The organism is Hydrogenophaga electricum (assembly GCF_030160815.1).
GTDB classification, from domain to species: Bacteria; Pseudomonadota; Gammaproteobacteria; order Burkholderiales; family Burkholderiaceae_C; genus Hydrogenophaga; species Hydrogenophaga electricum.
This window is the reverse complement of sequence record NZ_BSPB01000007.1, coordinates 40,283-66,705: the sequence shown is the minus strand read 5'-3', so window position 1 is coordinate 66,705 and position 26,423 is coordinate 40,283. Positions and strand designations below refer to the sequence as shown.

General features: G+C 66.9%; 20 protein-coding genes. 3 read left to right on the top strand and 17 right to left on the bottom strand.

Annotation, left to right across the window (positions count from 1 at the left end):
* Positions 1-85: 85 nt before the first annotated feature.
* The gene (locus QQK43_RS06720) at positions 86-4,075 is read left to right on the top strand and encodes a response regulator (RefSeq protein WP_284307171.1); all 3,990 of its coding nucleotides are present in this window, start codon (positions 86-88) and stop codon (positions 4,073-4,075) included.
* An 18-nt stretch (positions 4,076-4,093) separates the two neighbouring features.
* Here the strand turns inward: QQK43_RS06720 and QQK43_RS06715 are convergent, their stop codons facing one another.
* The gene (locus QQK43_RS06715; RefSeq protein ID WP_284307170.1) at positions 4,094-4,678 is read right to left on the bottom strand and encodes a DsbC family protein; all 585 of its coding nucleotides are present in this window, start codon (positions 4,676-4,678) and stop codon (positions 4,094-4,096) included.
* Between the two features lie 189 nt (positions 4,679-4,867).
* Between QQK43_RS06715 and QQK43_RS06710 the strand changes: the two genes are divergently transcribed.
* Positions 4,868-6,577, top strand: coding sequence for a glycosyltransferase family 2 protein (locus tag QQK43_RS06710; protein WP_284307169.1), 1,710 nt, complete (start codon positions 4,868-4,870; stop codon positions 6,575-6,577).
* 70 nt (positions 6,578-6,647) lie between these two features.
* Entirely contained in the window at positions 6,648-7,937 is a 1,290-nt protein-coding gene (locus QQK43_RS06705; protein ID WP_234266967.1) for a leucine-rich repeat-containing protein kinase family protein, read from the top strand.
* A 10-nt stretch (positions 7,938-7,947) separates the two neighbouring features.
* Here QQK43_RS06705 and QQK43_RS06700 read toward each other — a convergent pair whose 3' ends face one another.
* The 16 genes from QQK43_RS06700 to QQK43_RS06625 all read right to left on the bottom strand — a co-directional run bounded on the left by QQK43_RS06700 (position 7,948) and on the right by QQK43_RS06625 (position 26,367).
* Positions 7,948-9,897, bottom strand: coding sequence for a polysaccharide biosynthesis protein (locus tag QQK43_RS06700; RefSeq protein ID WP_234266968.1), 1,950 nt, complete (start codon positions 9,895-9,897; stop codon positions 7,948-7,950).
* Between the two features lie 110 nt (positions 9,898-10,007).
* Positions 10,008-10,844 carry a hypothetical protein gene (locus QQK43_RS06695; protein ID WP_234266969.1) on the bottom strand — a complete coding sequence of 279 codons (837 nt, stop codon included), beginning with the start codon at positions 10,842-10,844 and terminating at the stop codon, positions 10,008-10,010.
* A gap of 1 nt (position 10,845) precedes the next feature.
* Positions 10,846-11,751, bottom strand: coding sequence for a glycosyltransferase family 2 protein (locus QQK43_RS06690; RefSeq protein WP_234266970.1), 906 nt, complete (start codon positions 11,749-11,751; stop codon positions 10,846-10,848).
* A gap of 17 nt (positions 11,752-11,768) precedes the next feature.
* A complete protein-coding gene (locus QQK43_RS06685; protein ID WP_234266971.1) occupies positions 11,769-12,329 on the bottom strand; it encodes a sugar transferase in 561 nt (186 codons plus the stop codon).
* Positions 12,326-13,255: a UDP-glucose 4-epimerase family protein gene (locus tag QQK43_RS06680; RefSeq protein WP_284307168.1), complete on the bottom strand. Its 930-nt coding sequence runs from the start codon at positions 13,253-13,255 to the stop codon at positions 12,326-12,328. The genes QQK43_RS06685 and QQK43_RS06680 overlap by 4 nt, the downstream gene beginning before the upstream one ends.
* Before the next feature lie 2 nt (positions 13,256-13,257).
* Positions 13,258-14,208 (bottom strand): glycosyltransferase family 2 protein, encoded by a 951-nt coding sequence (locus QQK43_RS06675; RefSeq protein ID WP_234266973.1) that lies wholly within the window; start codon positions 14,206-14,208, stop codon positions 13,258-13,260.
* Between the two features lie 149 nt (positions 14,209-14,357).
* A complete protein-coding gene (locus QQK43_RS06670; protein ID WP_284307167.1) occupies positions 14,358-16,298 on the bottom strand; it encodes a glycoside hydrolase family 99-like domain-containing protein in 1,941 nt (646 codons plus the stop codon).
* A gap of 4 nt (positions 16,299-16,302) precedes the next feature.
* Positions 16,303-17,217 (bottom strand): hypothetical protein, encoded by a 915-nt coding sequence (locus tag QQK43_RS06665; protein ID WP_234266975.1) that lies wholly within the window; start codon positions 17,215-17,217, stop codon positions 16,303-16,305.
* Between the two features lie 19 nt (positions 17,218-17,236).
* Positions 17,237-18,286, bottom strand: a complete 1,050-nt coding sequence (locus QQK43_RS06660; protein WP_234266977.1) for a glycosyltransferase family protein — start codon at positions 18,284-18,286, stop codon at positions 17,237-17,239.
* Positions 18,283-18,903 carry a histidine phosphatase family protein gene (locus tag QQK43_RS06655; protein ID WP_234266978.1) on the bottom strand — a complete coding sequence of 207 codons (621 nt, stop codon included), beginning with the start codon at positions 18,901-18,903 and terminating at the stop codon, positions 18,283-18,285. Before QQK43_RS06655 ends, QQK43_RS06660 begins: the two co-directional genes overlap by 4 nt.
* On the bottom strand, positions 18,900-19,874 hold the full coding sequence (locus QQK43_RS06650; RefSeq protein ID WP_234266979.1) for a glycosyltransferase family protein: 975 nt from the start codon (positions 19,872-19,874) through the stop codon (positions 18,900-18,902). The genes QQK43_RS06655 and QQK43_RS06650 overlap by 4 nt, the downstream gene beginning before the upstream one ends.
* 42 nt (positions 19,875-19,916) lie before the next feature.
* Positions 19,917-20,978, bottom strand: coding sequence for a glycosyltransferase (locus QQK43_RS06645; protein WP_284307166.1), 1,062 nt, complete (start codon positions 20,976-20,978; stop codon positions 19,917-19,919).
* On the bottom strand, positions 20,975-22,792 hold the full coding sequence (locus QQK43_RS06640; protein ID WP_284307165.1) for a glycosyltransferase family 4 protein: 1,818 nt from the start codon (positions 22,790-22,792) through the stop codon (positions 20,975-20,977). The genes QQK43_RS06645 and QQK43_RS06640 overlap by 4 nt, the downstream gene beginning before the upstream one ends.
* 111 nt (positions 22,793-22,903) lie before the next feature.
* The gene (locus QQK43_RS06635; protein WP_284307164.1) at positions 22,904-23,878 is read right to left on the bottom strand and encodes a glycosyltransferase; all 975 of its coding nucleotides are present in this window, start codon (positions 23,876-23,878) and stop codon (positions 22,904-22,906) included.
* Between the two features lie 35 nt (positions 23,879-23,913).
* Positions 23,914-25,095 carry a rhamnan synthesis F family protein gene (locus QQK43_RS06630; RefSeq protein ID WP_234266984.1) on the bottom strand — a complete coding sequence of 394 codons (1,182 nt, stop codon included), beginning with the start codon at positions 25,093-25,095 and terminating at the stop codon, positions 23,914-23,916.
* 45 nt (positions 25,096-25,140) lie between these two features.
* On the bottom strand, positions 25,141-26,367 hold the full coding sequence (locus QQK43_RS06625; protein ID WP_234266985.1) for a glycosyltransferase: 1,227 nt from the start codon (positions 26,365-26,367) through the stop codon (positions 25,141-25,143).
* Between the last annotated feature and the right edge of the window lie 56 nt (positions 26,368-26,423).

The following is a 26,423-nucleotide window of genomic DNA, read 5'->3' as shown; positions in this document are numbered from 1 at the left end:
GGGCGGCGTTCAGGCGCCGGCCACCATTCTTATCGTTGGGGCGTCGGCATGGGCGGAACCTGTGCAGGCTGGCCGCTTTCATTTCATGTCTGACCTTCCGTCTGCTGCCGAAGCACACGATCGCCTGAACACCCTGCGGTCGCTGGCGCCTCTGGAGCCTCATGCCGATGCCACGCTCGAAGGCCTGGTTCGGCTGGCTGCTCATGCCTGGGACTGCCCCGTGGCGGCCGTGTTCGTCGAGGGCCCCGACCGGCACTGGGCGGTGGCGGTGCACGGGGTCGAAGCGGGCGTGTTGCCGGTGGACCTGCGGTTTCACGTACAGACCGCCCGCCAGGGGGGCGTGCTGGTGGTGCGGGATGTGGCCCTCGATCCCGTGCTGGGGGAACAGGTGCCATGGATTGCGGGTTGGTCGTTGCGGTTTTTTGCCGGTGCGACGATCCGTGTCGACGGCCATGTGGTCGGCACGCTGTGCCTGGGTGCCCCGCAACCGCGATCCCCCGATCCGTCGAAAGTCCGCCTGTTGACCGACCTGGCCGACGGGGTGGCGCAGTGGTTCCTTCGGCAGCGGGAGTGGCTGCAGCTGTGCCACCGCGAGCGCGAGCACCGGGCCTTGCTGGACCAGATGCCCGGCATCGTCTACCGGGCTGCGCTCGATCCCACGCGGTCGATGCTGTACGTCAGTTCCCGTTTGCGGCGGCTGGGCTATGAGCCCGAGCAATGGCTGGCCCAGCCCGAGGCCTGGGCCGATGCCTTGCATCCCGAGGACCGCGGTCGCGTGCTGGACGAATTGGCGCGCTGCCGGCGGGCCGGCGAGCCGTTCGATCTGTGCTACCGCCTGCGGGCCGGCGACGGGCATTGGCGCCTGGTGCGCGACAGCGGCGGGCCGGTGCCCGCCGGAGAGGAGCGGGGTGGCACCCTGCAGGGCGTGATTCTGGACCTGACCGAGGCGCTGACATCGGAGGCGGTGTCGGCCCATTCGGTGCTCCGGGCACTGCCGCTGGCGGTGTTGCAACTGGACGCCGAGGGGGCGATCACCGACGCCAATTTCCAGGCCGAGCACCTGCTCGGGCTGACACGCGTGCAGCTCCAGGGGCGTGAGCTGGCGGCCCTGAGGGCCGGTGATGCTTCGATGCCTGGGGGGCTGCGTCGGCCGTTGGGGGACGGGCGCGTGGTGGAGTGGGATTACTGGCACCCGGCCGGGCGGCTCAGGGCCATCGAGGAGCGCCGCCAGCGCCTCGCCGACGGGGTGGAGGTGGTGGTGCTGACCGACACCAGCCACCGGCGAGACGAAAGCAACTGGCTGCGCCGGCTGTCCCAGGCCGCCGAGCAGGCATCGGAGGCCATCGTCATCACCGATCTTGCGGCCAACATCGAGTACGTCAACCAGGCCATGGTGGAGACCTCCGGGTATGCCCGGGACGAACTGATCGGCCGCAATTCGCGGCTGCTGCAGTCGGGGCTGACGCCCACCTCGCGCTACCGCGACCTCTGGCTGAACCTGATGGCGGGCAAGCCCTGGCGGGGTTTCTTCAACAACCGGCGCAAGGACGGCTCGCACTACATCGAGTTTGCGGTGATCACCCCGGTGCGGGACACGGCCGGGCGGATCACGCACTTTCTGGCGGTCAAGGAAGACGTCACCGAAAAGCGCCGCATGGGCGAGGACCTGCGCCGCTACCGCGAGCACCTGGACGAGCTGGTGGCGCAAAGGACCCAGGAGCTGGAGCGCGCCAAGCAGATGGCCGAAACCGCCAGCCATGCCAAGAGCGCGTTCCTGGCCACCATGAGCCACGAAATCCGCACCCCGATGAACGGGGTGATCGGCATTGCCGACGTGCTCCAGCTGTCGACGCTGGACGCCCACCAGCAGGATCTGGTGGACACGATCCGCGAGTCGGCGCAGGCGCTGCTCACGCTGATCGACGACATCCTCGATTTCTCCAAGATCGAAGCCGGCCGGCTGGAGCTGGCCCCGGCGCCCTTCGAGCTGCGCCGCGTGCTCGAAAAAACCTGCGACGCGCTCCAGCCTGTGGCGTCAGCCCGGGGGGTGCGGCTGCACGCCTTTGTCGACCCTGGGCTGGATCCCCGCTGGATGGGCGATGCCTCGCGAGTGCGCCAGATCGTGCTGAATCTGGTTGGCAATGCGATCAAGTTCTCGTCGGGCCTGGAGCGGCCGGGTCGGGTGTCGCTGCGGGCGCAGCCGGCGCCGGGCGGTGGCCTGCGGCTGCTGGTGCGCGACAACGGCATCGGCATGTCGGGCGAAGTGCGGCAGCGGATCTTTCGCCCGTTCGTGCAAGGCGAGGCTTCCACCACGCGCCAGTACGGCGGCACCGGGCTGGGGCTGGCCATCTGCCAGCGGCTGGTGGGGGCGATGGGAGGCAGCATCGTGGTGCAGAGCGAGGCTGGCCGTGGGTCCAGCTTCATCGTCGATCTGCCGCTCAAGCCCTTGGTGACTGAATCCGAACCACCTTTGGCCGATCTGACGGGTGTGCAGTGCCACCTGCTGTACGACGACACGGAGGTGCTGGCCGACTGGTCCGCCTACCTGCACGCGGCCGGCGCGCAGGTGCACCTGATGGCGCCGGATACCGCCACCTGGCCGGTTGCGCCGGCACCCTCGCAAGTGCTGATCGTTCCGGAGTCCATGGGCCTGTGGCAGAAACCCGGTCCGGGGATGGCAACGGTGCTGCTCCGGTGGCAGCCGCGCGATCTGCCCCGGCGGCTCGCCGACGATCGGGTGGCACTGTCCATCGATGGCCTGCACCGGGACGATCTCGTGCAGGCTGTCGCCATGGCCAGTGGCCGGCAACCGGCCGCCGGCGTCGGTGACAGCGATGCGGGTCAGGGCGGCAAGAACCTGCTCGACGCCAGCCTGCTCGATCTGCAGGCGCTGGTGGGCGATCGCTGTGTGCTGGTGGCGGAAGACAACGACATCAACCAGAAGGTGGTGCGCCACCAGCTGGACCGCATGGGGCTGCGCAGCGAAGTGGTCTCCGACGGGCAGCAGGCCCTGGCCTGTTGGCGCCGCGAGCCCGCGCGCTATGCCTTGTTGCTGACCGACCTGTACATGCCGGGGCTGGACGGCCTGACACTGGCCCGCACAATCCGGGCCGAAGAGGCGGCGGCGCGTTCCGTCCGCGAGCCACTGCCCATCGTCGCGCTGACGGCCAACGCGCTGGGCAGCGAAGGTGAGCGCTGTCTGGAAGCCGGCATGAACGCCTACCTCACCAAACCGGTGGCCATGGAGCGCCTGCAGCAGGTGATGGCCGGGGTTTTTGCCCGCGACATGGGTGGGCAGGGACGAGCAATGCCCACTGCCGAGGCTGTCGTCGAGCGGCCGGACAAGGTGTATGACCCCGCCGTTCTGCCCCGCCTGGTGGGGGACGACCCCCAGGTGCTGCAGGAGCTGCGGCAACAGTTCATGGCGAACGCGGACCGGGCGCTCGCCGAGGTGGAGCGCGGTGTTGAAACGCAGGACTGGAAAGCGGTGGGTGCCACGGCGCACCGGGTCAAGTCGTCGGCGCGAGCCACCGGGGCCATGGCACTGGGCGATCTGTTCGAACAACTGGAGGCGGCGGTGCGCGAGGGACGCTCCGACGTGGCGGCCGAACTGGCCGGGCAGGTATCGGGTGCGGTGGCCCGCCTGCGCGAGCGGGTCGAACCCTTGCTGGGGCCTGCGAGCGCCGAATCGGTCCTGTGTGTGGACGACGAACCGTCCGTGCTGACGGGCCTGCTGGCGGCGTTTCAGGCTGTGGGAGGGCCGCTGCCGCAGACTTTCCTGCGCGGTAGCGACCTGCTGGCGCACCTGCCACCGACCGATACCCGCCGGGTGTTGCTGCTGCTCGATCTGCTGATGCCGCAGATGGACGGGCTGGAGGTGATCCGCTGCCTGGGTGAACGGCGCTTTGAAGGCGCGGTCGTGCTGCTGTGCAGTGCCCGCTCACGCCTGCCTGTGGCGGCGGAACACCTGCTGCGGGCCCATGGCATCCGTTCGCTCGGGGTCCTGCACAAGCCGGTGGATGCTGACGCCCTGCGGACGGTGCTCAAACACTGGCGGGACGCGGTCCCGCTCTGACGGCGGCAGGCGCCCCGGTCAGGGCGTCGCGCCAATCAACCGGGCCAACGCATCGGTGGCCATGGCGCCGGCCTGGGTCACGACCTGTCCGCTCTGGCGGTGGCGGGCCACGATGAACGGCACCGCATCGGCTCCCAACTGGCCGAGCAGGGTGGTGTTGGCGCGGATGGCCTGTTCCACCTCGGCCGGGATGCTGGCCGATGCCGCGATGCCACCGCTGCCGCCCAGCACCGACTGTTCGTGCGCCGTCATGGTGGCCTGCGGATCCGCAGCCTGCAGCAGCGCGGCACCTTGGGGGAGACTCTTGGGTCCCAGAATGGCCACCGGAATCCAGACAAAGCGCGTCTGGCCCAGCAGCGGCTGGGCGGCCTGCCACAGGTGGGCGCAGTGCGGACATTGTGGGTCGAACAGCACGTACACGGTCTGGGCGCTCATCAGGGCGCCGACCGAAAAGCCTTTGCCTTGCGCTGCCACGGCCTCGTAGGCTTGCGGGGTGGCGATGGTTGGGGCGGTGGCAGCACTGCCGGACTCTTCGCGCGAGCAGGCGGACAGTCCCAAGGCCATTGCCAGAGAAAGGGACAGGGCAAACAAACGGGTGTTCATGGCGCAGCGCAATGGAAGCGGATAGAGGCCCGATCATCGCAGAACCGGACGGGCCTTTCCGGCTGGCGGGTGCGCAACCCCTGGCCTCTTGAGGGCTGCTCGAGGGGCGAGAAAAGCGACAATATCGCTGTTCGCCCCCAACGCTGCCGGGCGGTCCCATCTCTTGTCTTCGGAGTCTCTGTGCCCCTCGTGTCCGTCATCATGCCGGTGTTCAATGCTGCGCCGTACCTGCCGGCTGCGCTGGAGTCGATACGCGGGCAGTCCCTGCAGGACATTGAGCTGCTGTGCGTCGATGATGGGTCGACCGATGCCTGTCCCGACATCCTGGCGCGCTTTCAGGCGGAAGACCCCCGGATCCGTGTCATCCGGCAGGCCAATGGCGGACCCGGTGCCGCGCGCAATGCCGGCCTGTCGGTGGCCCGTGGCCGGTATGTCTACTGCTTTGACAGCGACGATCTGCTCGCTCCCGAGGCGTTGGCGCAGGCCGTGGCCGAAGCAGATGAGCACCAGTTGGACGCCTTGTGGTTCGGGGCTTCGTCGTTCGGTGATGCCGAAATGCGGGCGCAACGGCCGCAGATGTTCACCTATTTCGACGGCGAGCATGGTCCGACGGAGACGATGACAGGCGAGGGGTTTCTGGCGCGCAAGGTCGCGCAAGGCCAGTACCGGTGTTCCCCTTGCATCTATCTGGTTCGGCGTGAATTGCTGGAAACGGCCGCGATCAGGTATCCGGAAGCAGGCTTGCACGAAGACAATCTGTTCACCTTCGAAGTGTGCCTGGCGGCGCAGCGGGTGCGCGAGCTGCCGCACAAATGGTTCCGCCGCCGTGTCCGGCCGGGCTCGATCATGACCTCCCGCTCGACGTTGTCCAACTACCTGGGCTGCCTGGTGGGTTATGAGGGCATGCTGTCGCGATTCCTCCGTCGGCCGCCGTCGCCCGAGGCCGTTGATGCTGTGCACGAACTGCTGGAACTCATGAAGAGCCAGGCCTTGCTGCATTTGAAGGACCCTGGGGTCCGCTCGGCCGCGCAAAAACCGGGGGCCCTGGGGACTGGCGTGATGAGGGATTACCTCCACGTGAGCTTCTGTCGGCAGCTTGACCACGAACTGGCGACGTGCACAGAGGTCTTGTCGGGTCTGGCCGGCGTGCTTCGTCTCTTGCCATCGGGCTCGGTACCCACGTCCGTGACATGGCCGGCGGTCGGTCAGGTGGATGATCTCTGGATTGAGCGGGATGTGGTCATGCTGCGCGGGTGGGCGCTGGCCTGGAATCAGCAGGCGGTGTCGGCCCTGCTGGTGAGTGATGGGGTGACGGCGTTGACGGTCCCGCTGGTGAACGCCGTGGCGCGCCCCGATGTGCTCGACCATTACCCGGATGGCGACCTGGGCTGTGGTTTTGTCGCCAGCCTGGACGTGGCCGCGCTGTCTCTGGAGCGGCCGTGGTCGGTGCGGGGCATTCCGGCTTGTGGGGGGCACACGTCTCCATTGGCCATGGGCGCAACGGAGGTTCCGAACCGCATGACCGGGCATGTCGACCAGGTTCGTGTGCGGGATGGCCGTTATCAGGCAGAAGGCTGGGTGCTGCTGGATCGCTGCCAGCCGGCCGAGCGGCTGTGGTTGCGCAGCGGCTCCCTCGTGGTCGAAGCGCACATGCTGCAGCGCGTGGAGCGGCCTGACGTGCAGGCCTGCCACCCGCTGGCCGCCCTGGATTGTGGTTTTGTCGCGGTCTTCGATTTGGCCGCGCCGCCCGATTCGGCGATGGTTCTGCACGCGGCGCAGCCGCGCGCCGCCGAAGCGAGTGCCGAAGGCGCACAGCCCATGAGTCCGGGGTGTTCGGCTGCGCCAGGCTCCTCGCAGAACCTACAAGGCGATCGGCTGCCAACGGCCCATGGCGCTTGAGCCTCGGGTTGACACCGCTGCTCAGGCTGTCGGTCTGTGCTGTCCTTGAGAGCGCCTGCCGGCTGACCTGATGCACACCCTCGAACAACTGCGCAGTGGTGCCCTGGCCGGGACCCGCCGTCTCGATCTGGCCTGCGGCTTGACGCAGGTGCCGGCCGAAGTGTTTGATCTGGCCGACAGCCTGGAGGTGCTCAACCTCACGGGCAATCACCTGGACGCCTTGCCGCCCGACATGGGACGGCTGAAGCGCCTGCGCGTGCTCTTCGCCTCGAACAACCGGTTCACGGTTGTGCCGGAATCCCTGGGCGATTGCCCCTCCCTGGAAACCGTGGGATTCCGGGCCAACCGGATTGGCCTGGTGCCGGCGGCCAGCTTGCCCGCTTCGCTGCGTTCCCTGGTGCTGACCGACAACCTGCTCGAACGGTTGCCCGAGCGCCTGGGGCTGATGCCGAATCTGCAGAAGCTCATGCTCACGGGCAACCGCCTGTGTGGTTTGCCCGAGACGTTGGCCGCAGCGTCGGCGCTGGAGCTGCTGCGTCTGGCCGCCAACCAGTTGGGTCGCTGGCCCACCGAATTGGGGCAATTGCCCCGTCTGGCCTGGCTCGCGCTGGCCGGCAATCCGTGTAGCGAGGCCGGCTCCGCCAGCGATGCCTTGCCGAAGGTGGATTGGTCCGAACTCGCTGTGCGCGATCGGTTGGGCGAAGGGGCTTCTGGCGAGGTGTTCGAAGTCCGTGCCGGCTGTCGGCCCCATCTGGCGCTGAAACTGTTCAAGGGCACCATGGGTAGCGATGGCTTGCCGGACGATGAGCTGTTGGTGGGGGCTGGTGTGGCTGCCCATCCTGCCGTGATGACGCCCGTGGCGCAGCTTCAGGGGCATCCGGAACACCGGAAGGGGGTGCTGATGCCGTTGCTGCCGGCCGCATGGCAAGACCTGGCCGCGCCACCCAGCCTTGAGCGCTGCACGCGCGATGTCTACCCCGTGCCGTGGCGGATCGGGGCTGCACAAGCCTGGCGCCTCGCTGGCGACGTGGCTTCTGCGGTCGCGCACCTGCATGCACACGGGGTGATGCACGGTGATTTGTACGCCCACAATATCCGCTGGGACTCCGCCACCGGCCAGGCCATCCTCTGCGATTTGGGGGCGGCCACGCGCCTGCCCATGCATTGCCCCGACTTGGCCGGGAAGATGATGGCCCTTGAGGTGCGTGCGTTTGGTTGCCTGGTGGAGGAACTGGCATCGGGCGTGTTGGACAGCGCCACCAGCGCGTCTTTGCAGCAACTGGCCGATGCTTGCCTGCAGACAGACCCCGCTGAGCGCCCCACGATGGCGATGTGCCGGGAGCGTTTGAGGCGGGCCTGACCGTGTGCCGTCAGTGTCCGGCTGTCGCTTGCCGGCGCGAGGCCAGCAGCACCCAGTCCACCAGTTCGCGGTCGGGGGTGTAACCGGTCACCAGACCTGCCAACTGATCGCGCGCCAGTTGCACCTGCCCTTGGTCCAGGGCTTCCTGCAGCGCCAGCAGGCGCGGCTGCAGCACCTCCCAGGCGAGAAACTCCTCGTGCGCCTTCATGATGCGCGGGTGGGAGGTCGGTTGCGGGTTGTCGCCGATCAGCAGTTCTTCGTACAGCTTCTCGCCGGGACGGGTGCCCGTGACCTGGATGGCGATGTCGCCTTCGGGGTTCTGCGCGTCACGCACGGTCAGGCCCGACAGCTCGATCATCCGGCGGGCCAGATCCATGATGCGCACGGGCTCACCCATGTCCAGCACGAACACGTCGCCACCCCGCGCCATGGCGCCGGCCTGAATCACGAGCTGGGCGGCCTCGGGAATCGTCATGAAATACCGGGTCATGCCCTCGTGGGTCAGCGTGATCGGGCCGCCATCTCGGAGCTGCTGCCGGAATTTGGGCACCACCGAGCCGGACGAACCCAGCACGTTGCCGAACCGCACCATGGAAAACCGGGTCCGGGGGTGGGTCTCGGTCAGGGCTTGCAGCACCATCTCGGCCAGGCGCTTGCTGGCGCCCATGACATTGGTGGGGCGCACAGCCTTGTCGGTGCTCACCAGCACAAAATCGCTCACGCCGGCCTGCGCCGCGACCTGGGCCGCCACCAGGGTGCCCAGGCTGTTGTTGCGGATGCCTTCGATGGGGTTGTGCTCGACCAGGGGCACGTGCTTGTAGGCCGCGGCGTGGTAGACGGTCTGGGGCTGCCAGGCGGCCATGATCTCGCGCAGCCGCTCTTCGTCGCGCACCGAGGCCAGCAAAGGCACCAGACGGGCCGGGCTGCTGGCCGCCGTGATCCGTTTTTCCAGCTCCTGGTGGATCTCGTACAGGGCGAATTCGCTCTGCTCGATCAGCAGCAGCACCGCCGGTTCGATGGCCAGGATCTGGCGGCACAGTTCGCTGCCGATCGAACCGCCGGCACCCGTCACCATCACCACCTTGCCGGCGATGTTCTTGCCCAGCAGGATGTGGTTGGGCGGCACCGGCTCGCGGCCGAGCAGGTCGTCGATATCGAGCTCGCGCAGGTCGGACGTGCCCACGTGTCCCTGCGCCAGCTCGCTCACGCTGGGCAGCGTGCGCACCTGCACATGGGCCTGCAGCATGCGCGTGATCAGTTCGTTGCGGCGGTGGCGGCTGGCCGACGGAATGGCCAGCAGCACGGTGCTGACTTTCAGGGTGTTGACCAGGCTGGGCAGGTCGGCGGGGCTGTAGATCGCCAGGCCATTGAGCACGTGGCCGTGCAGGCGGTCGTCATCGTCGAGAAAACCGATGACGCGCATTTCGTGGCTGTTGGCCATGGCCGCTGCGAGCTGGCGGCCGGCATTGCCCGCGCCGTAGATCAGCACCTTGGGCAGTGCGGCCGTGCGCAACTGGTCGCGGTAGATGCCGCCGAGCCAGAAGCGCGCCAGCATGCGCGAGGCGCCCACCAGCACCAGCAGCAGCACGGGCTGGATCAGGCCGATGGTCCGGGGTACACCCGGTATGCCGAAAGCGGTGAAGATGGTGGCGTAGACCAGACCGTAGACGCCAATGGCTTTGACCACGGTCATGAGCGCGGTCAGGCCGGCGTACCGGAAGATGGCCCGGTAAAAGCCGTTGACGATGAAGATGGGCAGTGCCAGCAGCAGCGAGGCCCCGACGGCCCACATGGGGCGCCAGACGGGATCACCCGAGAGCGTGATCCATTCGCCCAGACGGAGGTAGTAGGCGAGCCAGACGGTCAGGATGCACAGGGAGGCATCTACCGCCAGGACCACGATGCGTTTGGCCGCACGGGGCATGCCCAGGATGGGCAGGGCGAGCCGGTGGATGGGCATGGGCAGGTGTGTCGTGAAGCTGGCTGATTTTACGCCTGCAGCCTCTCCCGGCCCTATTTTTTGACCGTTTGGTCGCGGTCAGGCGTTGTATGGTGACGCCACCACAGGGGTCATCCGGGCTGAAAAGCCACCCGTCGGTGCTCGAAATAATGCCGCACCGCCTGGCGGCGGCGTTGTGCTTCGGGTTCGCCGGAGCCCGCGGGAGTCCGGATGCCGGCCTGCAACCGGTCCACCAGCGCCGCTTCGCCGGCAAAGAGTTCGGGGGCCTGCCACGAAAGGCCGCTGAAGGCGTAGTTCACCACCTTCAGCCCGGTGCCGCACTGTTTGAGGTAGTGACTGAGGGCCCGTTCGAAGGCAAACACCCCCAGCGGCAGTGTGCGATCGCCGGTGCGGGTGAGGGTGTAGGGCGTCGGTTGCTGCAGGGGGTTGCCGGAGGGGGCATCCAGCAGCCGCATGTAGGCATCGACGAACGGTGCATAGCCTTGCCAGAAGCGCGGCGACCCCAGCACATAGTTGCAGTGGCAGCACAGGAAGGCATCGGCCGAGGCATCCACCCGCGGCAGGGGAGAATCAAAGACCCGGTTCCAGACCCACTGCAGGGTGTCGGTGATGCCCGGGTGTTCGAGTTCGGCCAGTTCCAGGAAGTGGTTCGCCAGCGAGAGTTCGCGCGGATAGGGGTGGAACAGGCAGACATCTGCCTCCCCGTGGGCGGCGACGAAGCGCAGCACGTCATCGATGGCGATGCCCATCTTGTCCAGAAACCGGGGCGAAAACAGGCCGCTCTGGCCGAGGCCCGCCCAGGTGTCGCTGTTGGCGAACAGGCGAAAAGCCTGCAGCTCGCGGTACTCGGCGCGGTTGACGCCACGGGCGTCGAAGGGCTGGAAGGGGACCGGCAACCGCGGCTGTTGGCCCGGCTCGTAGAACAGCTCGAAAAGGCCCAGGGTCACGTCAGCGGTCGGGGTGGATGAAGCGGTCGAACGATTGCCAGGCCCGCCAGTAGGCGGCCGCCTGCACACCGCGGAATGCCAGGATGCCTTTGAGCGCCTTGAGCATGGCGCGTTTGCGGCGGGAGGTGGCCAGGTCCTGCACCACATGCACGGGCATGGCGGCCAGAAACAGGAAGAAGTCCTTGCGCGAGCGTTCTCCCAGGTGGAATTCGACCGCCAGTTCGCGGTACAGCCGGCGGTACAGCGCGTGGTTGCGGTCGTTGTGGTGGTGCGTCACCTGCGCTTCGGCGACATAGAACAGGCGCTGGCCATGGTGCTGGTGCCATTGGCAGAACGCCATGTCTTCCTGGGCCGGCAGCGCTTCGTCAAACGGGTGTTGCCGCCACAGCGCCTGCAGAAAGGCCGCGTTGCCGTTGTTCATCAACGGGCGCCGGGTGAGGCCGCTGGGCCCGCGGTACTTCCAAGCGAAGTAGTTCATTTCCGAACTGCGGCTGGTGGCGGGGGCCACATGGCTGCCAAAAGCCATGGCAGCCTGCCCTTCCAGCAGCGGAGCGACCAGGCAGGACAACCAGCGCTCGTCGGCGGGCACGCAATGGGCGCTCAGCGACACGACGATGGGGTGCTGGCTGGCGCGCACCCCGAGGTTGAGCGCGCGCCCGAAGCTGAAAGCGCCCGGCGCCAGGGTTTCGATCCGGCAGCCGTGGGCCTGGGCAATGTCGAGCGTGGCGTCGGTGGAGCCGGAATCGACGAGCACCACCTCGACGGGGCGGTGAATCAACTGCTGCCCGATCGCCTGCAGGCAGGTGCCCAGGTGCTGGCCTTCGTTGAGGGCCCGGATCACGATGGAAATGCCATCGCCCGGGGGCGCGGCTTCGGCAGGGCGCAAGGGCTGGCGGCGGCGCATCATGGTTCTGAGGCCGTCCGTCAGTGGGTGATGTTGGCGCGGCTGAGCACGCGCACCGCTGTGAGCCACAGGATCTTCAGGTCGAAGGCGAGGCAGCGGCGCTCCAGGTATTCGGCGTCGAAGCGCACCTTGACCGGGATGGGCAGCTCGTCGCGCCCGTTGATCTGGGCCCAGCCGGTGAGGCCGGGCACGAGTTCGTGCACGCCGGCCGCGGTGCGCAGGGCGATCAGGTCTTCCTGGTTGAACAGGGCCGGGCGGGGGCCAACGAAGCTCATGTCCCCGACCAGGATGCTCCACAGCTGGGGCAGCTCGTCCAGGCTGCTTTTGCGCAGGAATGGCCCGATGGGCGTGAGGTAGAGCTGCGGGTCGGTCAGCAGGTGGGTCGCCACGGCCGGCGTGTCGATGCGCATCGACCGGAACTTGGGCATGCGGAAGAGGCGGTTGTGCCGGCCCACGCGGTCGCTCCAGTAAATGGCCGGACCGGGTGAGGTCAGGCGCACGGCCAAGGCGATCAGCGCCACCGGCACGGCCAGCAGCAGCGCCAGCGGCAGCGCCAGGGCGAGGTCGAATGCGCGCTTCATGCCAGGGCCTCGGCGGTGCGGGCCAGTTCGATGTCCACCGGATACGGCGGACGCCAGTCCAGTTGCCGCACCGTGTCGCTGATGTCGACCTGCAGCGACTCGGTCAGGCGGGCCACAGCAGCGGCACGGCCGGTGAGGCGCCCGGCCAGTTGCAGTGCCGGGACCGGTACGGGCCACAGCCGCGCCGGCCGCCCGGTGGCAGCGGCCATGGCGCGGACCAGATCGGGGGTGGAGAGGTCGTGGCCGTCGGAGACCAGCCAGGCACGGCCAGGCGCCTGGGGATGGTCGGTGCAACGCACCAGCAGGTCGACCAGGTTGTGGATCCCGACCAGCGAGCGCTGGTTGCGGATGGCGCCCAGCGGCAGCGGGCGCCCTTGCGCGACCCAGCGCATCAAGGCCCGGAAGTTGGCGCCGACGCCCGGTCCGTACACCAGCGGCGGGCGCACCACCACCGCCTCCAGGCCGGTTTCGCGGGCCACCGCCCACAAGGCCTGTTCGGCCTCGTGCTTGGACCGGCCGTAGGGGTCTTCAGGCTGTGCGGGGCTGTTGGCCGACAGCGGCTGGCCCGGCAGGGAGCGTTCGCCCAGCACCTTGACGGTGCTCACCAGCACCAGGCGCCGGACCCCGGCCTGAGCCGCCTGCCGGGCCAGCCGTTCGGTGCCGGCGGTGTTGACAGCGCGGTAGGCCGCGAGCGGGTCGGGGTGGTGGTCGGCCATCACGTGCACGCGCGCCGCGCAGTGCACCACGCAGCGAACGCCCGCCAGCGCGGCGCGCCAGTCGGTGTCGGGGCCGATGTCGCCGATGCAGACCTGGCCCGGGCCCGAGGGTCCCGAGCGTGTCAGGGCTCGGACGGGCCGCCCGTCGCGGACCAGCCGTCCCAGCAATGCCCGACCCACGAAGCCCGTGGCACCCGTGACGGCCAGCATGATCAGGAGCGGCGGTCGCGGTTTTCCAGCGTGAGGGTGCGCACCTCTTCCATCAGCTTGCGGTTGGCCGCCAGCAGGTCGGCCACGAAGGCGATGAGGATGGTGTGAAAGCCGATGATCAGCAGCGAACTGGCCAGGATCAGCGACTGCACATGCCCTTCGTAACCGTGTTCGTTGGTCAGCCACTTGTAGACGAAGCGCAACCCGATCAGGAAGCCGGCGGTGAAGAAGGCCAGCCCGATGGAGCCGAAGAAGCGGAAGGGCCGGTAGATCGCGAACACCCGGATGATGGTGACGATGCTGCGGCGCACGTAGGAACTGATGCTCTTGACCAGCCGCGAAGGCCGCAGGTCGCCGTTGACACGGATCGGCACCGAGGTGATGGCCATGTTTTTCTGGCCGGCCTGGATGATGGTTTCCAGCGTGTAGGTGTAGTCGCTGAACACCACCAGCCGCTGGGCGGCAGCCCGGCTCATGGCGCGGAAACCGCTGGGGGCGTCCGGGATGTTGGTCTTGCTGGCCACGCGCACCACCCAACTGCCGAGCTTCTGCAGGAACTTCTTGATCGGGCTGAAGTGTTCGATCGCCTGGATCGGGCGGGCACCGACCACGATGTCGGCCTTGCCGTCCACGATCGGCTGCGTCAGCTGCGGGATGTCGTCGGCGTTGTACTGGTTGTCGGCGTCGGTGTTGACGATGACATCGGCGCCCTGCTCCAGACAGGCTTGGAGGCCGTTCATGAAGCCGCGCGCCAGGCCCTGGTTGCGCGTGTGCCGCACCACATGGTCGACACCGTTTTCCAGCGCCACCTTGACGGTGTCGTCCTGGCTGCCGTCATCGATGATCAGCCATTCCACCTTGTCGAACCCCGGGACCTCCCGCGGCAAGGCCGCCAATGCAATGCCCAGGGTAGCGGCTTCGTTGTAGCAGGGGATCTGGATGATGAGCTTCACGGTGTTTTTCTGTGACCGGTCGGTGGACGGAAACGCCTGCGGGCGCAACCGGAAATTGTAGACCGGCCGGTCCGGCATGGCAGCACCCGGTGCTCGCCGTGTGTGTCGCCGCTGACCCGGGAGCGCTACCGGGCGAGCGGCGGCATGACTCAGCAGGTGGCGACGGTGTATCCCTCGGCGCGGGCCCAGGAGGTCATCATGCGTTCGACCGCGTGCGTCAGCGTGCCGTCGGCGAGGCCCCTTTCCAGGTCGAAATCCTGGGGCTTCAGGGTTAGAAGGGGACTCAGGCAGGCGGGGCGGAACCAGAACATGGTGCCGGCGGCCAGGTCGGTGTAGCCGTAGGGCACGCCCGTCAGCGACTCCAGCCGGTCTAGGTTGGCCAGATTCGACGAGGCATTGCGCCGCGTGGCCGGAATCAGGAAGGGGCCGGGCACGAGCATGCCGAGCTTCGGATCCTGCCGGAACCGTGTCAGCGCGGCTTGCACCGTGGCAACGGAACCCAGTAAGGGGGCGAGCAGGCCTTGGCGCAGGCGCTCGCCATCCGGGCGATAGGCGCTGTGTTTCGTGTGCACCTTGCAGACGGCCAGATGACCGAGCGAATGGATCTGGCGGTAGGCTTCCACGAAGGGCAGGATGTCACGGCCTCGGTTTTCCACCAGACGCACCTGGGCCTGTGGCCAGCGCTGCCGCACCCGGGCGCCGTGCGCGCTGGCGGTGGTGGTGACATACAGATCGACTTGGCCGTCCGGAAACGCCTGGTCGATCTGGTCGAGCAAAGGGTCGACCACCTCGGCATAGTGCAGGTGCAGCACCACGGCCACGTCGTGCCGACGTGCCCACGGGTGACCGGGCACGATGCCCCAACGGCTGTCGTGGTCCTGAACGGCATCGTAGGTGGCCTGGAGGTAGCCATAGCCGAACCGGCGGTCGGGCTCCAGGTGCGAGCCTTCTGCCCATTCATTCCAGGCGTTGACGAAGGTCAGGCGCTCGTCATCGTTCAGCCGAGGGTCGTGGGCGGTGACGTTCAGGTTGTGGGACAGCCACTGCTGGTAGCCCTGGAGGCTGAAGTCCTTGAAGATGGTGGCGCCATCTTGTTTGCGGGCCGTGTTGTCCCAGGACAGCATGCAGGCGCGCCACACCTTGTACGGTTCATCGGCGCGTTGCACGAAGCGCTGCGCCACATCCGGGTAACCATGGATCCGCCCGGTGAAGGCCGGATTGGTGATGGTGACTTCGGGCTGGTGGTCCGGATACTGGCGGAACGGATGGGGCGGAAATTGCACCGCCGCATCGAAGCCGAACGGCGCGGGGGAGGTGATGTCGAAAGACTGGGCCGCCACCAGGTAGAGGCCGGGCAGGCCGAGGCGCAGAGCTTCTTCGCGCCAGAGACGCCCGGTTTCGGCGATGTCGGGAATCAGGTTGGCCCGGTAGACGATGAGCACGGGCAAGCCGTTGACGCGCACGTAGCGATCGTCCTGGAAATACCGGCCCAGGTGGCGGATGAAAGCGAGCGAATCGGCACGCGAGTGCTCCTGGGCGATCAGGATGTCATCGTCCTTGCCGTCCCAGCGCCGGCTCCAGTTTTCGTTGGCCCACATCAGGCAGAACGGCATGTCGACACGCGGGTCGGCCAGCATCTGCTCCAGCGGCTGGTGCATCAGCACCGTGCCGTTGAACCAGTAGAAGTAGTAGCAGAAGCCGTATATGCCGTAGTTGCGGGCCAGCCGGGCCTGCTCGATCATGTTGTCGACCAGGCGCAGGTCGTAATAACCCAGGTGGATCGGGCAGTGCGGCTGGTAGTGCCCGGCGTAGTTGGGCTGCGCCTTGCCGACGTTGGACCACTCGGTGAAACCCTTGCCCCACCAGGCGTCGTTCTGCGGGAACGGGTGAAACTGGGGCAGGTAGTAGGCCAGCACCTTGACGCAGGGATCGACGGGCGGGTTGTCCTGGTGGGCGTGGTAGCCCTCGGTCAACCGGGCTGTGTCGACGACCGGAATCGGCGATCCGATGCCCAGCGCCCGACGGACGCGGGTGGCGCACCGGATGAACAGGCGACGGAGGCGGTTGACTGGGGGGGCACTGGCGGACATGGGATTAGCGCGGAGGGGGGAAGGACTGATCGGACGGATGGACGAGGCGCTTGACGACTTGGCCTGTGTGCGGGTGCGGCTGATGCACGTAGTAGTCGAAACAATGCTGCTGGTACAGCGCGCACATACCGTTCATGCGCCACAGGGTTTCGTCGGGAAAGTGCCCATTCCGGTCACAGCGGTCCACCTCGTCGCGCATCTGGTCGAACAGCAGGCGTTCGAACCGACTCAGGCAGTACTGCTCGCGCACGGCCGAGGCTTCGATCGGGTAGGCCGCCACGCGCCAGTCGGGGTGCAGCGACAGCCAACTGCTCAGCAGCCGCTCGACCATGAAGGGCAGGAAGGGAGCGGCCTGGGTGTGGTCGGTGCCCTGCAGGATGGCCACCACCGCGGGGTGGTCGGGATGCCGGTCGAGGAAGTCCGAGATCGGCACTAGCCAGCCGCCGATGTACGCTTCCCAGAACGCCGGGGTCGCCACCCAGAAGTTGCTGTACGCCAGCAGCTCGGCGCCATGCCGAGGCACGCTCCGGAGATCGATATCCAGGCCCACGGCGTCGAGCAGGGCCTGGGCGCGGCTCAGCAGGCCAGGGTGCGCGTGCTCACCCTGCATCCATACGTTGTAGGACCAGTAGCGCAACTGCGGAAACGGGTTGACCAGGCAGATGTCGGCGTCGGCGTGCTGGAGCGCAAACTGCCGGAACTGTGCCACCGTCAGATGGGTCTTCAGCGCGAATTTCGGCGAGAACAGGCCGGTTTTTTCGGCCGCCCGGTGCCGCCCTTGGCGGTAGGCCTCGACATAGGCCTGCAGTTCGCGCCGTTCGGGGTGCCGGTTGTGAATGCGAAGCGGTGTGAATGACTTCTCGCTGACCGTTTGGCGCTCTTGGTAGAGACATTCAAACAAAGCAAACGCGTCGGGCATGGGTGTGGTGGGATTGGGTCTAAATGGCGCAATCCAGCAGCTTTCGCGCGCTGCAGCGAATATGGTGATGGGTGTGGATGTCCTCGAAGGCCTGGGTGCGGATGGTCTGCCGCAAGGCGCTGTCAAAAGCCAGCCTGTCGAGCGCCGATATCCAGTCTTGCAGCGTATTGTCCACCAGCACGCCGGTGTCCAGGTCGGTGATGCACCCGGTGTAGATCGGCGATGCCGAGTAGATGCCAGGCACGCCCGCCGTTCCGTAGTTCAGGAATTTGAAGGGGTTCTTGCAGGCATTGAATTCTGCCGCCTCGGGGTCCTCATCCGCGCCCAGCGGCGTGATGGAGAGTCGGTACCGGCCCGAGATCAGGGCGCCGACGTACTGCTCGTAGGGCATGCGGTTGGTGAAATGCAGGAAAGGCAGTGACACGATTTCCGGGAACGGGTCACCGTAGAAGTCCAGCACGAACGCCGGGTGCCGGATGAAGAACACCTGCAATGCGGTCAGCAGCAGTTCTTTGGACTTCTCCATCTTGAGAAAGTCCGCATTGGTGAACACGATCCGTTTGCTGTCGGCCACTTCGCTCCAGGCTGGCAGCCCCTGCGGCGCGTATTTTTCAACCCACATGCCGTTGGGTACCAGATGGGTGTCCGGGACCAGGTGCGCGACCTTCTGCTGGAGGCGCTGGTTGGCCACCGTCACCACGTGGCATTGCGAAAGGATGTCCAGGATCAGCCGCGACTTGTCGTTCGCCAACTGGCCGCCGCTGTATCTCGGGAACGAGAAGATCCAGTCGTCCAGGTCGTACACGACCCGTTTGCCCAGTTGCCGGGCCCGGACGATGAGGTCGCGGGCGGCCACGGAAGCGTGTTTGCTCAGCATGAGCACATCCGCCCAGGCCACGCCGTTGTTGGCAGCAGGGTCGTTTTCGGAAATGGAGGTGTATTCCACCCGGCCCTCGGCCTGGAGATAGTCCAGCACTTCGGTCACACGCGCCGCGACCGACAGGGATGGCACGCCCGGCGCCACCAGCGATTCTCGCTGCAGGGCCAGCACACGGAGTTTTCGGGTCATGGTGCGGGGCGTATCAAGGCGGACAGCGACGCTTCCGGCAACAGCGAAAAAGCCAGCACCTTGCCACGATCGTCTGCACTCGCATACTCGATGATGGACAGGCTGGCGTTGCGCGCGAGCAGGGCGGGAAAGGCACTCATCGGGATGCCCAGGGCGTGCTGCAGCAGGCAGGTGATGGGGCCGGCGTGGGTCACGGCCAGAACGTCGGTATCGTCCGCGGCGCGCACATCGGCCAGCCACGACAGCACGCGCTGGTTCAGGGCTTCGTGGGACTCGCCACCGGGGTAGCAGTGGGCGGGGTCCCGGTAGAAATGTGGCCACTGTGCGAGGAACTTCGCCAGAGGCCAGCCCGCCACGTCACCGGCATCGGTTTCGCCCAGGCGGACGTCGACGGTGAAGGTCGCTCCGGGCCAGGCCAGCGCCGCACTCTGTTGCGCGCGCCGGAAATCGCTGGTGTACAGCCGCGCTGCCCTGAACGCAGCACGCTGCAGCAAACCCGCCGTGCAACGCATCTGTTCAATGCCCTGCGCCGACAGGCCATCGGACGTTTTCAGGCCGGTGACCAGGCCTTGCACATTGGCCTCGGACTGGCCATGCCGGATGAGCGTCAGCCTCATGACGTGGTGGTTTGCTGCAGGATGTGCGCGAGTGCACCAATGGTGCTGTCCGCGCCATGGGGGGCCAGGTGGGAAATCAGCGGGGAGGGCGACCGGGGGCGGTTCAGCGCCGCCCGGATGGCGGTGCGGATCGATTCCACGTCATCGGGATCGCTGTAGTCGATGAGCTCGCCAAAATGTTCACGGGTCCAGGCGGAGTCACTGAGCACCAAGCGGGCACCGCTCAGTCCCGCTTCGATGGCCGAGAGTCCCGGCGGCTCGTGGGAGCATTCGATGAACACCTCGGCTTCACCCAGCGCCGAGCGCAGGATCTCCGAGCGCGCTGGCAGCGCGTCGATGAACAACACCTCGTCGCCACCTTCCTGTTTGCAGGCCTGGTAGTAGGCAACGTCTCGATGGTCACCGACCAGCACCAGCTTCATGCCGCTGCCTTTGAGGGCCCGGATGACCGAAAGCTGGTTCTTGTTGGGTTCGATGATGCCCATGCCCATGGCGTAGCGGTCGAGCTGGTACAGCGTCCTGAACAATCCTTCGGGGGCCGGTCGTGCATAGATGCTGTCGGCCAGCGTGATCACTCTGCGAACCTTCTGGGCGGGCAGATCGAAGAAGCGTGCAAACATGTCCTGCTCGGCGCGCGACTTGAAGATGACCACGTCGGCCACTTCGGTGTGCTCGTGCACGAGCTGTTCGAGCTGCGGGGCCGGGGCGTTGAGCCAGATATTGGGCCAGAGGGCGATCGGTACGCCCTTGTCGCGCACCTGATGCAGCAGGTCCAGGCCACCACCATGCACAGAAAAGTGCAGCACGACGTCGTAGTGCTCCAGCGCCCGGGACCAGGGGCCGTAGAGGTCTGCGATCAATCCGTGCCGCTTGAGTTTTTCCGATACCGAGAAAAGCTCGAACTCTCCGCCCCCCTTTTTCAGGTAGGCCTGATGGTAGGTGGTCAGCAGAATCCGGGGGGAAGTCGTCATGGGTGGTCGTTCTTGTGGGCGGCGTGCGCAGCGCGCAGGTGGTCAGTGCCGGGGCTCCAGGCTGGTCGCAATGCCCGCCACGGACGATTGACGGACCCAGTCCGCCGCCCTGGCGATCCCGGCCTGGCGAAGCTGTGCCGTTTGCGCCGGATCGGCCAGCAGCTGCACGATCCAGTCTGCGGCCTCATCCGCGGTCCCGAATACCACCCCACCGCTCCCGGCCACCTCGGTGGCCGCCGTGCCTTGTCGAACCAGCACCGGCAGCCCTTGCTGCATCGCTTCCAGCACCGGGATGCAGAAGCCCTCGTGCAGGCTGGCCGAGACCAGCAGGTCGGCGTCGGCGTAACAGCGATCCAGGGCTTCGTCGCTGACATGGCCACAGAACGTGACCTGTGCCCGCACGCCCAGGGTATCGGCTGTGTCGTGCAGGTGTTGCAGGTAGTCGTCGCTGGTAGCGCCGCCGACCAGGGTCAGCGTGGCCGGAACGCCTTGCTGCACCAGGCTGGCCACGATCCGGATCACGTCTTCCACCCGTTTGTGCGGTGCCAGGCGGCCGACGGTGAGCAGGGACAGTGGTGGCTGCCAGGCGTGCACGGCACGGGCCGGGCGGCGCATCAGGGGCATGTCGGGCGTGATCGGGGGAATGACCGACGTGCGTCCGGCTTCCAGAGGCCGCGGCAGGTGCCTGGCCAGGTCGTCGAGGTTCCAGCGCGAATTGGCGATCAGGTGGTCAAATTCGCCCAGACGCGGCAACTGGGTGATGGCCTTGGCGGACCAGTAGGCAGCCACCGGGTCGTGCTCCAGCAGGAGTTCCACCGGGGTGACCCCGTGGAAGTAGGCCACCTTGCGGCCGGGCAGCGCCATCAGGCGCGGCAACCAGGGCTGGTAGGTGGAATAGCTCAGCAGCAGCACATCGGTCGGCTGGTGCTGGGCGAACAGGGCATCGTAGTTCTGCACGGCCACGTCCGGGCCCACGTCATGGCGCTGGGCGTGCAGCGCGACGGGGCGGTCTTCCCGGGCCAGCGCCCGCGCGAGGTACAGGCAGTGGTTGCCCACCGCATCGCCCGCGCGGATTTCAGGAGCGACGATGCGCAGGGTGCTCATGCCGCGATGGCGCCCAGCTCGCGCAGGCGTTGCGCGTAGCGGCGGGCAATGGCGTCGATGCTGTGGTTGTCGATGATGATCTGGCGTCCGCGCTCAGCCATGGCCTGCGTGCCACTGCGGTCTTCGACGCAGCGGCGCATGGCTTCGGCGGCCAGGCCGATGTCGGGGTCCATCCAGTGCTGGCCCTCGTACTCGGAGTAGTCGCCCTTTTTCAGCGCGACCAGCGGGCCGTCGATGGCGTAGGCCGTGCCCTCGTGGGCAAAGTCCACGCTGCCGGAGTAGTTGGTGGAGATGACCGGTTTGCCCAGGATCATGCTTTCGGCCACCACGCGGCCGAAGCCTTCCGAGCGGTGCAGCGACACGAACACGTCCACCGCGTCCAGCAGGGCCAGCATGTCGTTGCGAGAGAGGAATTCGTCGATGACGAAGACCCGTGCGTCCTGGGCCGCCAGGCGCATGAGCTCCTTGTATTCGGCCATGTCGTAGCGGGTGTTCATCATCTTGACCACCAGTTGCACGTCGCGATTGCCGGGCGGGAACGCGGCCTGGAACGCGCGGATGGCACCCATCGGGTTCTTGCGCTGGTACCAGGAATTGCAGTCGAACACCGACAGGAAGGTGAACGGCTGTTCGGGCAGGTCAAAAGACTCGCGCGTGCGGGGGGTGAAGCTGGGCATCTCCACCGCCAGGGGCATGTAGGTCACGGGCTTGTCGGTGACTTCCTGGAACATGTGCTGCACGTAGCGCGACTGGGCCCAGATTTCGTCGGGGATGTTCATCAGCGGGTGCCAGTGCTGGGGCCAGTGGGGCAGTTCCCACTGCCAGCCGCAGATGTTGTAGCGACCCTGCAGCACGCCGCGCTGCTGAAGGAAGAACAGGCGCAGCGTGTCGGGCGCCGGCATCGTGAGCAGGTTGAAGCGGTGCACCGGCGCGGGCCGGATGTGTTCGTTGATCCAGCCGTCCTTGATGACCGCACAGGCCAGCGGGATGGGGGGCTCGTAGACGGCCGGGCGGATGCCCGCCTTCAGCATGGCGCGGGTGGCGGTGCGCGCGTCTTCGCCAATGCCGAACTGGCCGGTGGCGAAACCCACGATGTTGATGCCGCCTGGCTCGGCCGTGCCGATCGCCGCCACAGGCTGGGCCTCGTAGGACGGGGCACGGCGAACGGCGTTGGCCAGCAGGTCTTCCAGCGGCTTTTGCAGCGGGGTCCAGCAATAGTCGTAGGCTTCGGGCTCGCCAGCCGCCAGCCGCGCCACCAAGTCGGGCTGGTTGGCCACCAGCACGGGCGCCAGCTCGGCGAGCCGGGGCAGGTGGGCAATGCGGCCGCCGTGGGCGGTGCTGGGTTCTTGCAGGTAGCGGACCTCTTCGTCGGTCACCGCCAGAAAGCGGTATTCGCGGCACCCCAGCGACAGGCGCCAGTGCAGCATCTGCAACCGGCCCAGCGGCGTGGTCAGGTCGAAGTGGTGCATGTCGGGGCGCACCCGCCAGGCACCCACCATGCCCTTGGTCAGGGGCAGCACGGTGTCCTGTTCGACGCTGGTGTCGGGCTCGAACAGCACCGGAGGGAACACACCGGCTGGCGGCCACACGATGTCGGGCGAGGCGCCGCGCAGCGGGTTTTCCCAGAAGGCCATGGCGCTGACGTAGCCCGCTTCCGTCTTGAAGTGGGCACCCCGGTTTTCTTCCAGGTCTGGCCAGAAGGCGTTCAGCACGGTGAAGAAGTACGGGACTTTGTAACCCGACGGGGTCGGCACGTCCTCGTAGAACCAGGCGGGTTGGGCGGAGGCGGTCTGGGCGGTCTTGGGATCGTTCATGAACGGGAGGGCGCGCAGGGGCCCGGAGAAACCGGGCGTCGTGGCCGCAAGCGGCGCAAAGGCTCAATTATCGCCGCTGGAGCCAGGCGCTCCAGGGCGGTGGTGGCGGCGTCAGCAGACGCCTTCGTAGACCTGCCGGAGCTTGCGCACCACCTGCTGCCAGGCGTAGCGCTCCCAGATCGCGTCCGGCACAGGCTGGGGTGCTGCCGGTTCGGCGCCTTCGCGCAGGCCCTGCCGGATGGCAGCCACGTCGAGCGGGTCGATATAGACCGCCGCTTCGCCGAAGTATTCGCGGGTCGAGCCTTCGGCGGTGATCACCAGACGGCAGCCCTGGGCCGCAGCTTCGAGCGCGGCCAGGCCCGGGGTTTCCAGCGTGCTGGGCAGGCAGAACAGGTCGCAAGCCTGGTAGGCCGAGCGCAGCAGGTCGTCGTGGTGCGGGATCGGGCCCAGATAGCGCACGCGTCCCGGCGGCGCCGCGTCCATCATCTGCTGGAAATAGGCTTGATCGCGCACATGGCCGATCAGGATGAGCTGGTGGTCGGGCAGCACGTCCATCGCCTGCGCGAGGCGGGCCTGGTTCTTGCGCGGCTCGATGTTGCCGACGTTGAGCACAAAGCGCCCTTTGACGCCGAAAGCCTGGCGGAACTGGCTGGCATCGGGCCGGTGGCGGAACACCGCATCGACGCCGTTGTAGACCGACGCGAAGCGATCGCGGTGAATGCGCAGCACACGGGCCAGCGTGTCGCTCTCCATCTCGGAGTTGGTGACGATGCGGTCGGCCAGCAACAACTGGGCGCGGATCTCGTCCATCGGGTACTGGTGCTGCGTGGCCTCGGTGATCCACAGGCTGGAGGTGACCACCAGCGGCTTGCCCAGGTTCTTGACGAAGTGACAGAAGTGCACCGAGCCGCCCACGCAAGAGAAGAAGTGCACCACGTCGTGTTCGGCGAAGCGGGGGTTCCAGAGGTCGAACAGGGTCACGTCGACGCCGGCGGCGGGCAGGTGGTCGCGGTAGGCGAGCAACTGCACCTCACCGCCGCCGGGGGTGTGGAAGGCCATGGGGTAAGTGGCGAACAGGGCTTTCATGCGGAATGCGGCCGGAGGTGGACGCCCGTGGGCGTTCAGGAAGACAGCGGGGGGATGGCTTTGAGGGGGACGCGGCGGCTTTCCCGGTGCCCCTGCTTCTTGAAATGGGCGCGTGCGCTGTCCAGCTTGCCTTGCTGTACCGCCACACGGATGTCGGGATGGGCGTCCATGTAGACGGATTCATCAAAAACGAAGCAGCGCTCATCGGGAACGCCGAACCGGGCTTGCCAGGGTTGGAGGGTCGGGTTGACCGGCAGTACCAGTTCGCCGGCTTCGTTCATCCGGGCGGCGATTTCCGCCGGTGCGGTGGTGAAGAACACGTCGTTGTTGCCAGAGAAGCTCAACGATGCTGCCAGGATCTGTCCGATGTCGTAATCCGAGTGTTGGGCCACGATGTCGGGCCAGCGGTAGATGTCGGCTCCGGTGGGGTTGAGCAGCAGCAATTCGCGCTTGATGAAGGGAAAACCCAGCTCGATCAGCTCTTCCCAGAAACTGTGGGTGGCATTGAAGCGCACCTTGAGCGGGGCGGGTGCGACACCGCCAGGGGCTTCGGCAGCGGCGAGCAGCGTTCCGTAGTGATCCATGGCGGTGGCCAGGGTCTTGCGGAACGGAAAAGCCGCAGCAACGGGAAAGCCGTGGTTGAGGAAATACTGGGAGCCGCCGACCTCGTAGTCGAGGATGATTTTCTGCTTGAAGCCCGGCACTTCGGGCGAAAGCAGTTCGACTCGGTCCCAGAACGTGGCGAATGCCGGGCTGCGCAGCACGGGTGTGCCATAGAGGATGAAGAAACTCTGCAGGTGGTAGCTGAAGTCGAACGAGTCGGTCATGCCGAACAGGCCGAAATCATCGTGCGCCGGCAGCAGGGGGGCAAGGGGCTGCAGCGGCCCGAAAACGCTGTCGTTGGTCAGCAGCAGGCGCGACGGTTCGGCCTGCATGTGTCGCAGGAACAGGATGCCGGTTTTGTAGGAGCCGAAGTCGTAGCCGATGTTCTCGCGCAGGATCACCGCAGCCGTCAGTTCGCGCAGCGCTTCCTGGCTTTCCGTGTCCAGACGGGGGCTGGTCGACACGAAGACGACCTGGAAGCCGCAACGCTGCAGTTCTGCCAGATAGCCGCGGACATAGGGCTCTACCGTGCCATGGGGGTCGTAGTGCGAAAAAACACAGAAGGCCGCACGAACGCCCGGACGGAGCTGGGGGTTTTGAAAAAGGACTTGCATGGACGCGAGGAATTGAACGGCAGATGGCGCCGCCCGCATTGTGGATCAGCGGTCGGCGGTGACAGGGAATACATGGGCCAACATGCCGGCCAGCCGCGATTTCCAGGTGTTTTTGGCCACCAGGCGCTCGCACAGGGGCCGGTCGGGCCGGGGGGCCGCCAGGTGCGCAGCGATGGCCTGGCCAAAGGCTGTCGCGTCGTCAGCCACCTGCAGTAACGGCGAATGTTCGGTTTCGGTAAAGGCCAGGCGGGTGGACACGACAGGCACGCCGCTGGCGATGTACTCGAAGTACTTCATCGGGAACATGCTGCGGGTGTAGGTGTTGATGCGTGTGGGCAGCAGCCCGACCGCCAGACCGCGCAGGTAGAGGGGCAGTTGCTGATAGGGCCTGTGGCCCAGCCGGTGCACGTTGGGAAGTCGCGCCATGTCGGCCAGCACCGGGTCGCGCTGGCCTTCCCGCTCATCGCCGATGAGCACAAACTGCCACGACGGGCGTTGTTGGGCCAGTTCGCGCAACAGGGTGAAATCGACCTTGAAGTCGGAGAGGGCGCCCACGTAGCCGATACGGGGTTCGGGGATGGCCTGCAGATCGGCGGGCAAGGGCCCGGCATCGAAAGCCTGGCCAAAATGCTCCAGGTCCACCACGTTGGGAAAGTCGTGCACATGGGGATTGTGTGGGGCGCACTTTTCGAACAGCGCCTGGCTGGTGGTGAACACCGCATCGGCGCGGGTCAGCAGCCGCCGCTCCTCGGCATTGAACGCGGTCGCGTCGATCCCTGGAATGGCGGCCAGGTCGTCGACGCAGTGGTAGACCAGCGGGCCGGTGGTCACGTTGTGCCGGGCCTGCAGGCGGTCCAGTGTTTCCAGCACAAACGGGTGGTAGGTCCAGACCATGGGATGGGCCAGACCCTGCCGGCGCAGAAAGCGGCTCAGTGTCCAGGCCAGGTAGCCCTGGTTGAAGGCGCGGACCCAGGGGTGATGGTGCTTGAAGGGAATGACCAGCGGGGACAGCACCCACAGGCCGGCCCCTACGCGGCGCGGACCACGCAGGCCGCGCACCAGGCGTCGCCACAGCCGGTGCCAGTCGGTGCCGCTGCCCAGTTGGGGAGCCCGCAGCCCGACACTCTCCACGTAGAGCACCTGCCACCCGGCCTTGGCCAGGTGATCGGCAGTGTGCTGCTTGTTGGTCCAGTAGGGGGTGTCCCAGTCTGCGGTGGCGAACAGGAGGCAGGCGCCTGGGGACGTGGCACTGCTGCCGGAGGCTGTGTTCATAGGGTCTTGGCGTGGCATCAAACGCTCAGAAAAGCACCACCGGAAAGAGTCGGTCA

Bases quoted from the DNA above. Each gene is read 5' to 3' on its own strand.
- QQK43_RS06720 (WP_284307171.1), top strand. From the start codon at position 86: ATGTCTGACCTTCCGTCTGCTGCCGAAGCACACGATCGCCTGAACACC.
- QQK43_RS06715 (WP_284307170.1), bottom strand. From the start codon at position 4,678: ATGAACACCCGTTTGTTTGCCCTGTCCCTTTCTCTGGCAATGGCCTTG.
- QQK43_RS06705 (WP_234266967.1), top strand. From the start codon at position 6,648: ATGCACACCCTCGAACAACTGCGCAGTGGTGCCCTGGCCGGGACCCGC.
- QQK43_RS06700 (WP_234266968.1), bottom strand. From the start codon at position 9,897: ATGCCCATCCACCGGCTCGCCCTGCCCATCCTGGGCATGCCCCGTGCG.
- QQK43_RS06690 (WP_234266970.1), bottom strand. From the start codon at position 11,751: ATGATGCGCCGCCGCCAGCCCTTGCGCCCTGCCGAAGCCGCGCCCCCG.
- QQK43_RS06685 (WP_234266971.1), bottom strand. From the start codon at position 12,329: ATGAAGCGCGCATTCGACCTCGCCCTGGCGCTGCCGCTGGCGCTGCTG.
- QQK43_RS06680 (WP_284307168.1), bottom strand. From the start codon at position 13,255: ATGCTGGCCGTCACGGGTGCCACGGGCTTCGTGGGTCGGGCATTGCTG.
- QQK43_RS06670 (WP_284307167.1), bottom strand. From the start codon at position 16,298: ATGTCCGCCAGTGCCCCCCCAGTCAACCGCCTCCGTCGCCTGTTCATC.
- QQK43_RS06665 (WP_234266975.1), bottom strand. From the start codon at position 17,217: ATGCCCGACGCGTTTGCTTTGTTTGAATGTCTCTACCAAGAGCGCCAA.
- QQK43_RS06660 (WP_234266977.1), bottom strand. From the start codon at position 18,286: ATGACCCGAAAACTCCGTGTGCTGGCCCTGCAGCGAGAATCGCTGGTG.
- QQK43_RS06655 (WP_234266978.1), bottom strand. From the start codon at position 18,903: ATGAGGCTGACGCTCATCCGGCATGGCCAGTCCGAGGCCAATGTGCAA.
- QQK43_RS06650 (WP_234266979.1), bottom strand. From the start codon at position 19,874: ATGACGACTTCCCCCCGGATTCTGCTGACCACCTACCATCAGGCCTAC.
- QQK43_RS06645 (WP_284307166.1), bottom strand. From the start codon at position 20,978: ATGAGCACCCTGCGCATCGTCGCTCCTGAAATCCGCGCGGGCGATGCG.
- QQK43_RS06640 (WP_284307165.1), bottom strand. From the start codon at position 22,792: ATGAACGATCCCAAGACCGCCCAGACCGCCTCCGCCCAACCCGCCTGG.
- QQK43_RS06635 (WP_284307164.1), bottom strand. From the start codon at position 23,878: ATGAAAGCCCTGTTCGCCACTTACCCCATGGCCTTCCACACCCCCGGC.
- QQK43_RS06630 (WP_234266984.1), bottom strand. From the start codon at position 25,095: ATGCAAGTCCTTTTTCAAAACCCCCAGCTCCGTCCGGGCGTTCGTGCG.
- QQK43_RS06625 (WP_234266985.1), bottom strand. From the start codon at position 26,367: ATGAACACAGCCTCCGGCAGCAGTGCCACGTCCCCAGGCGCCTGCCTC.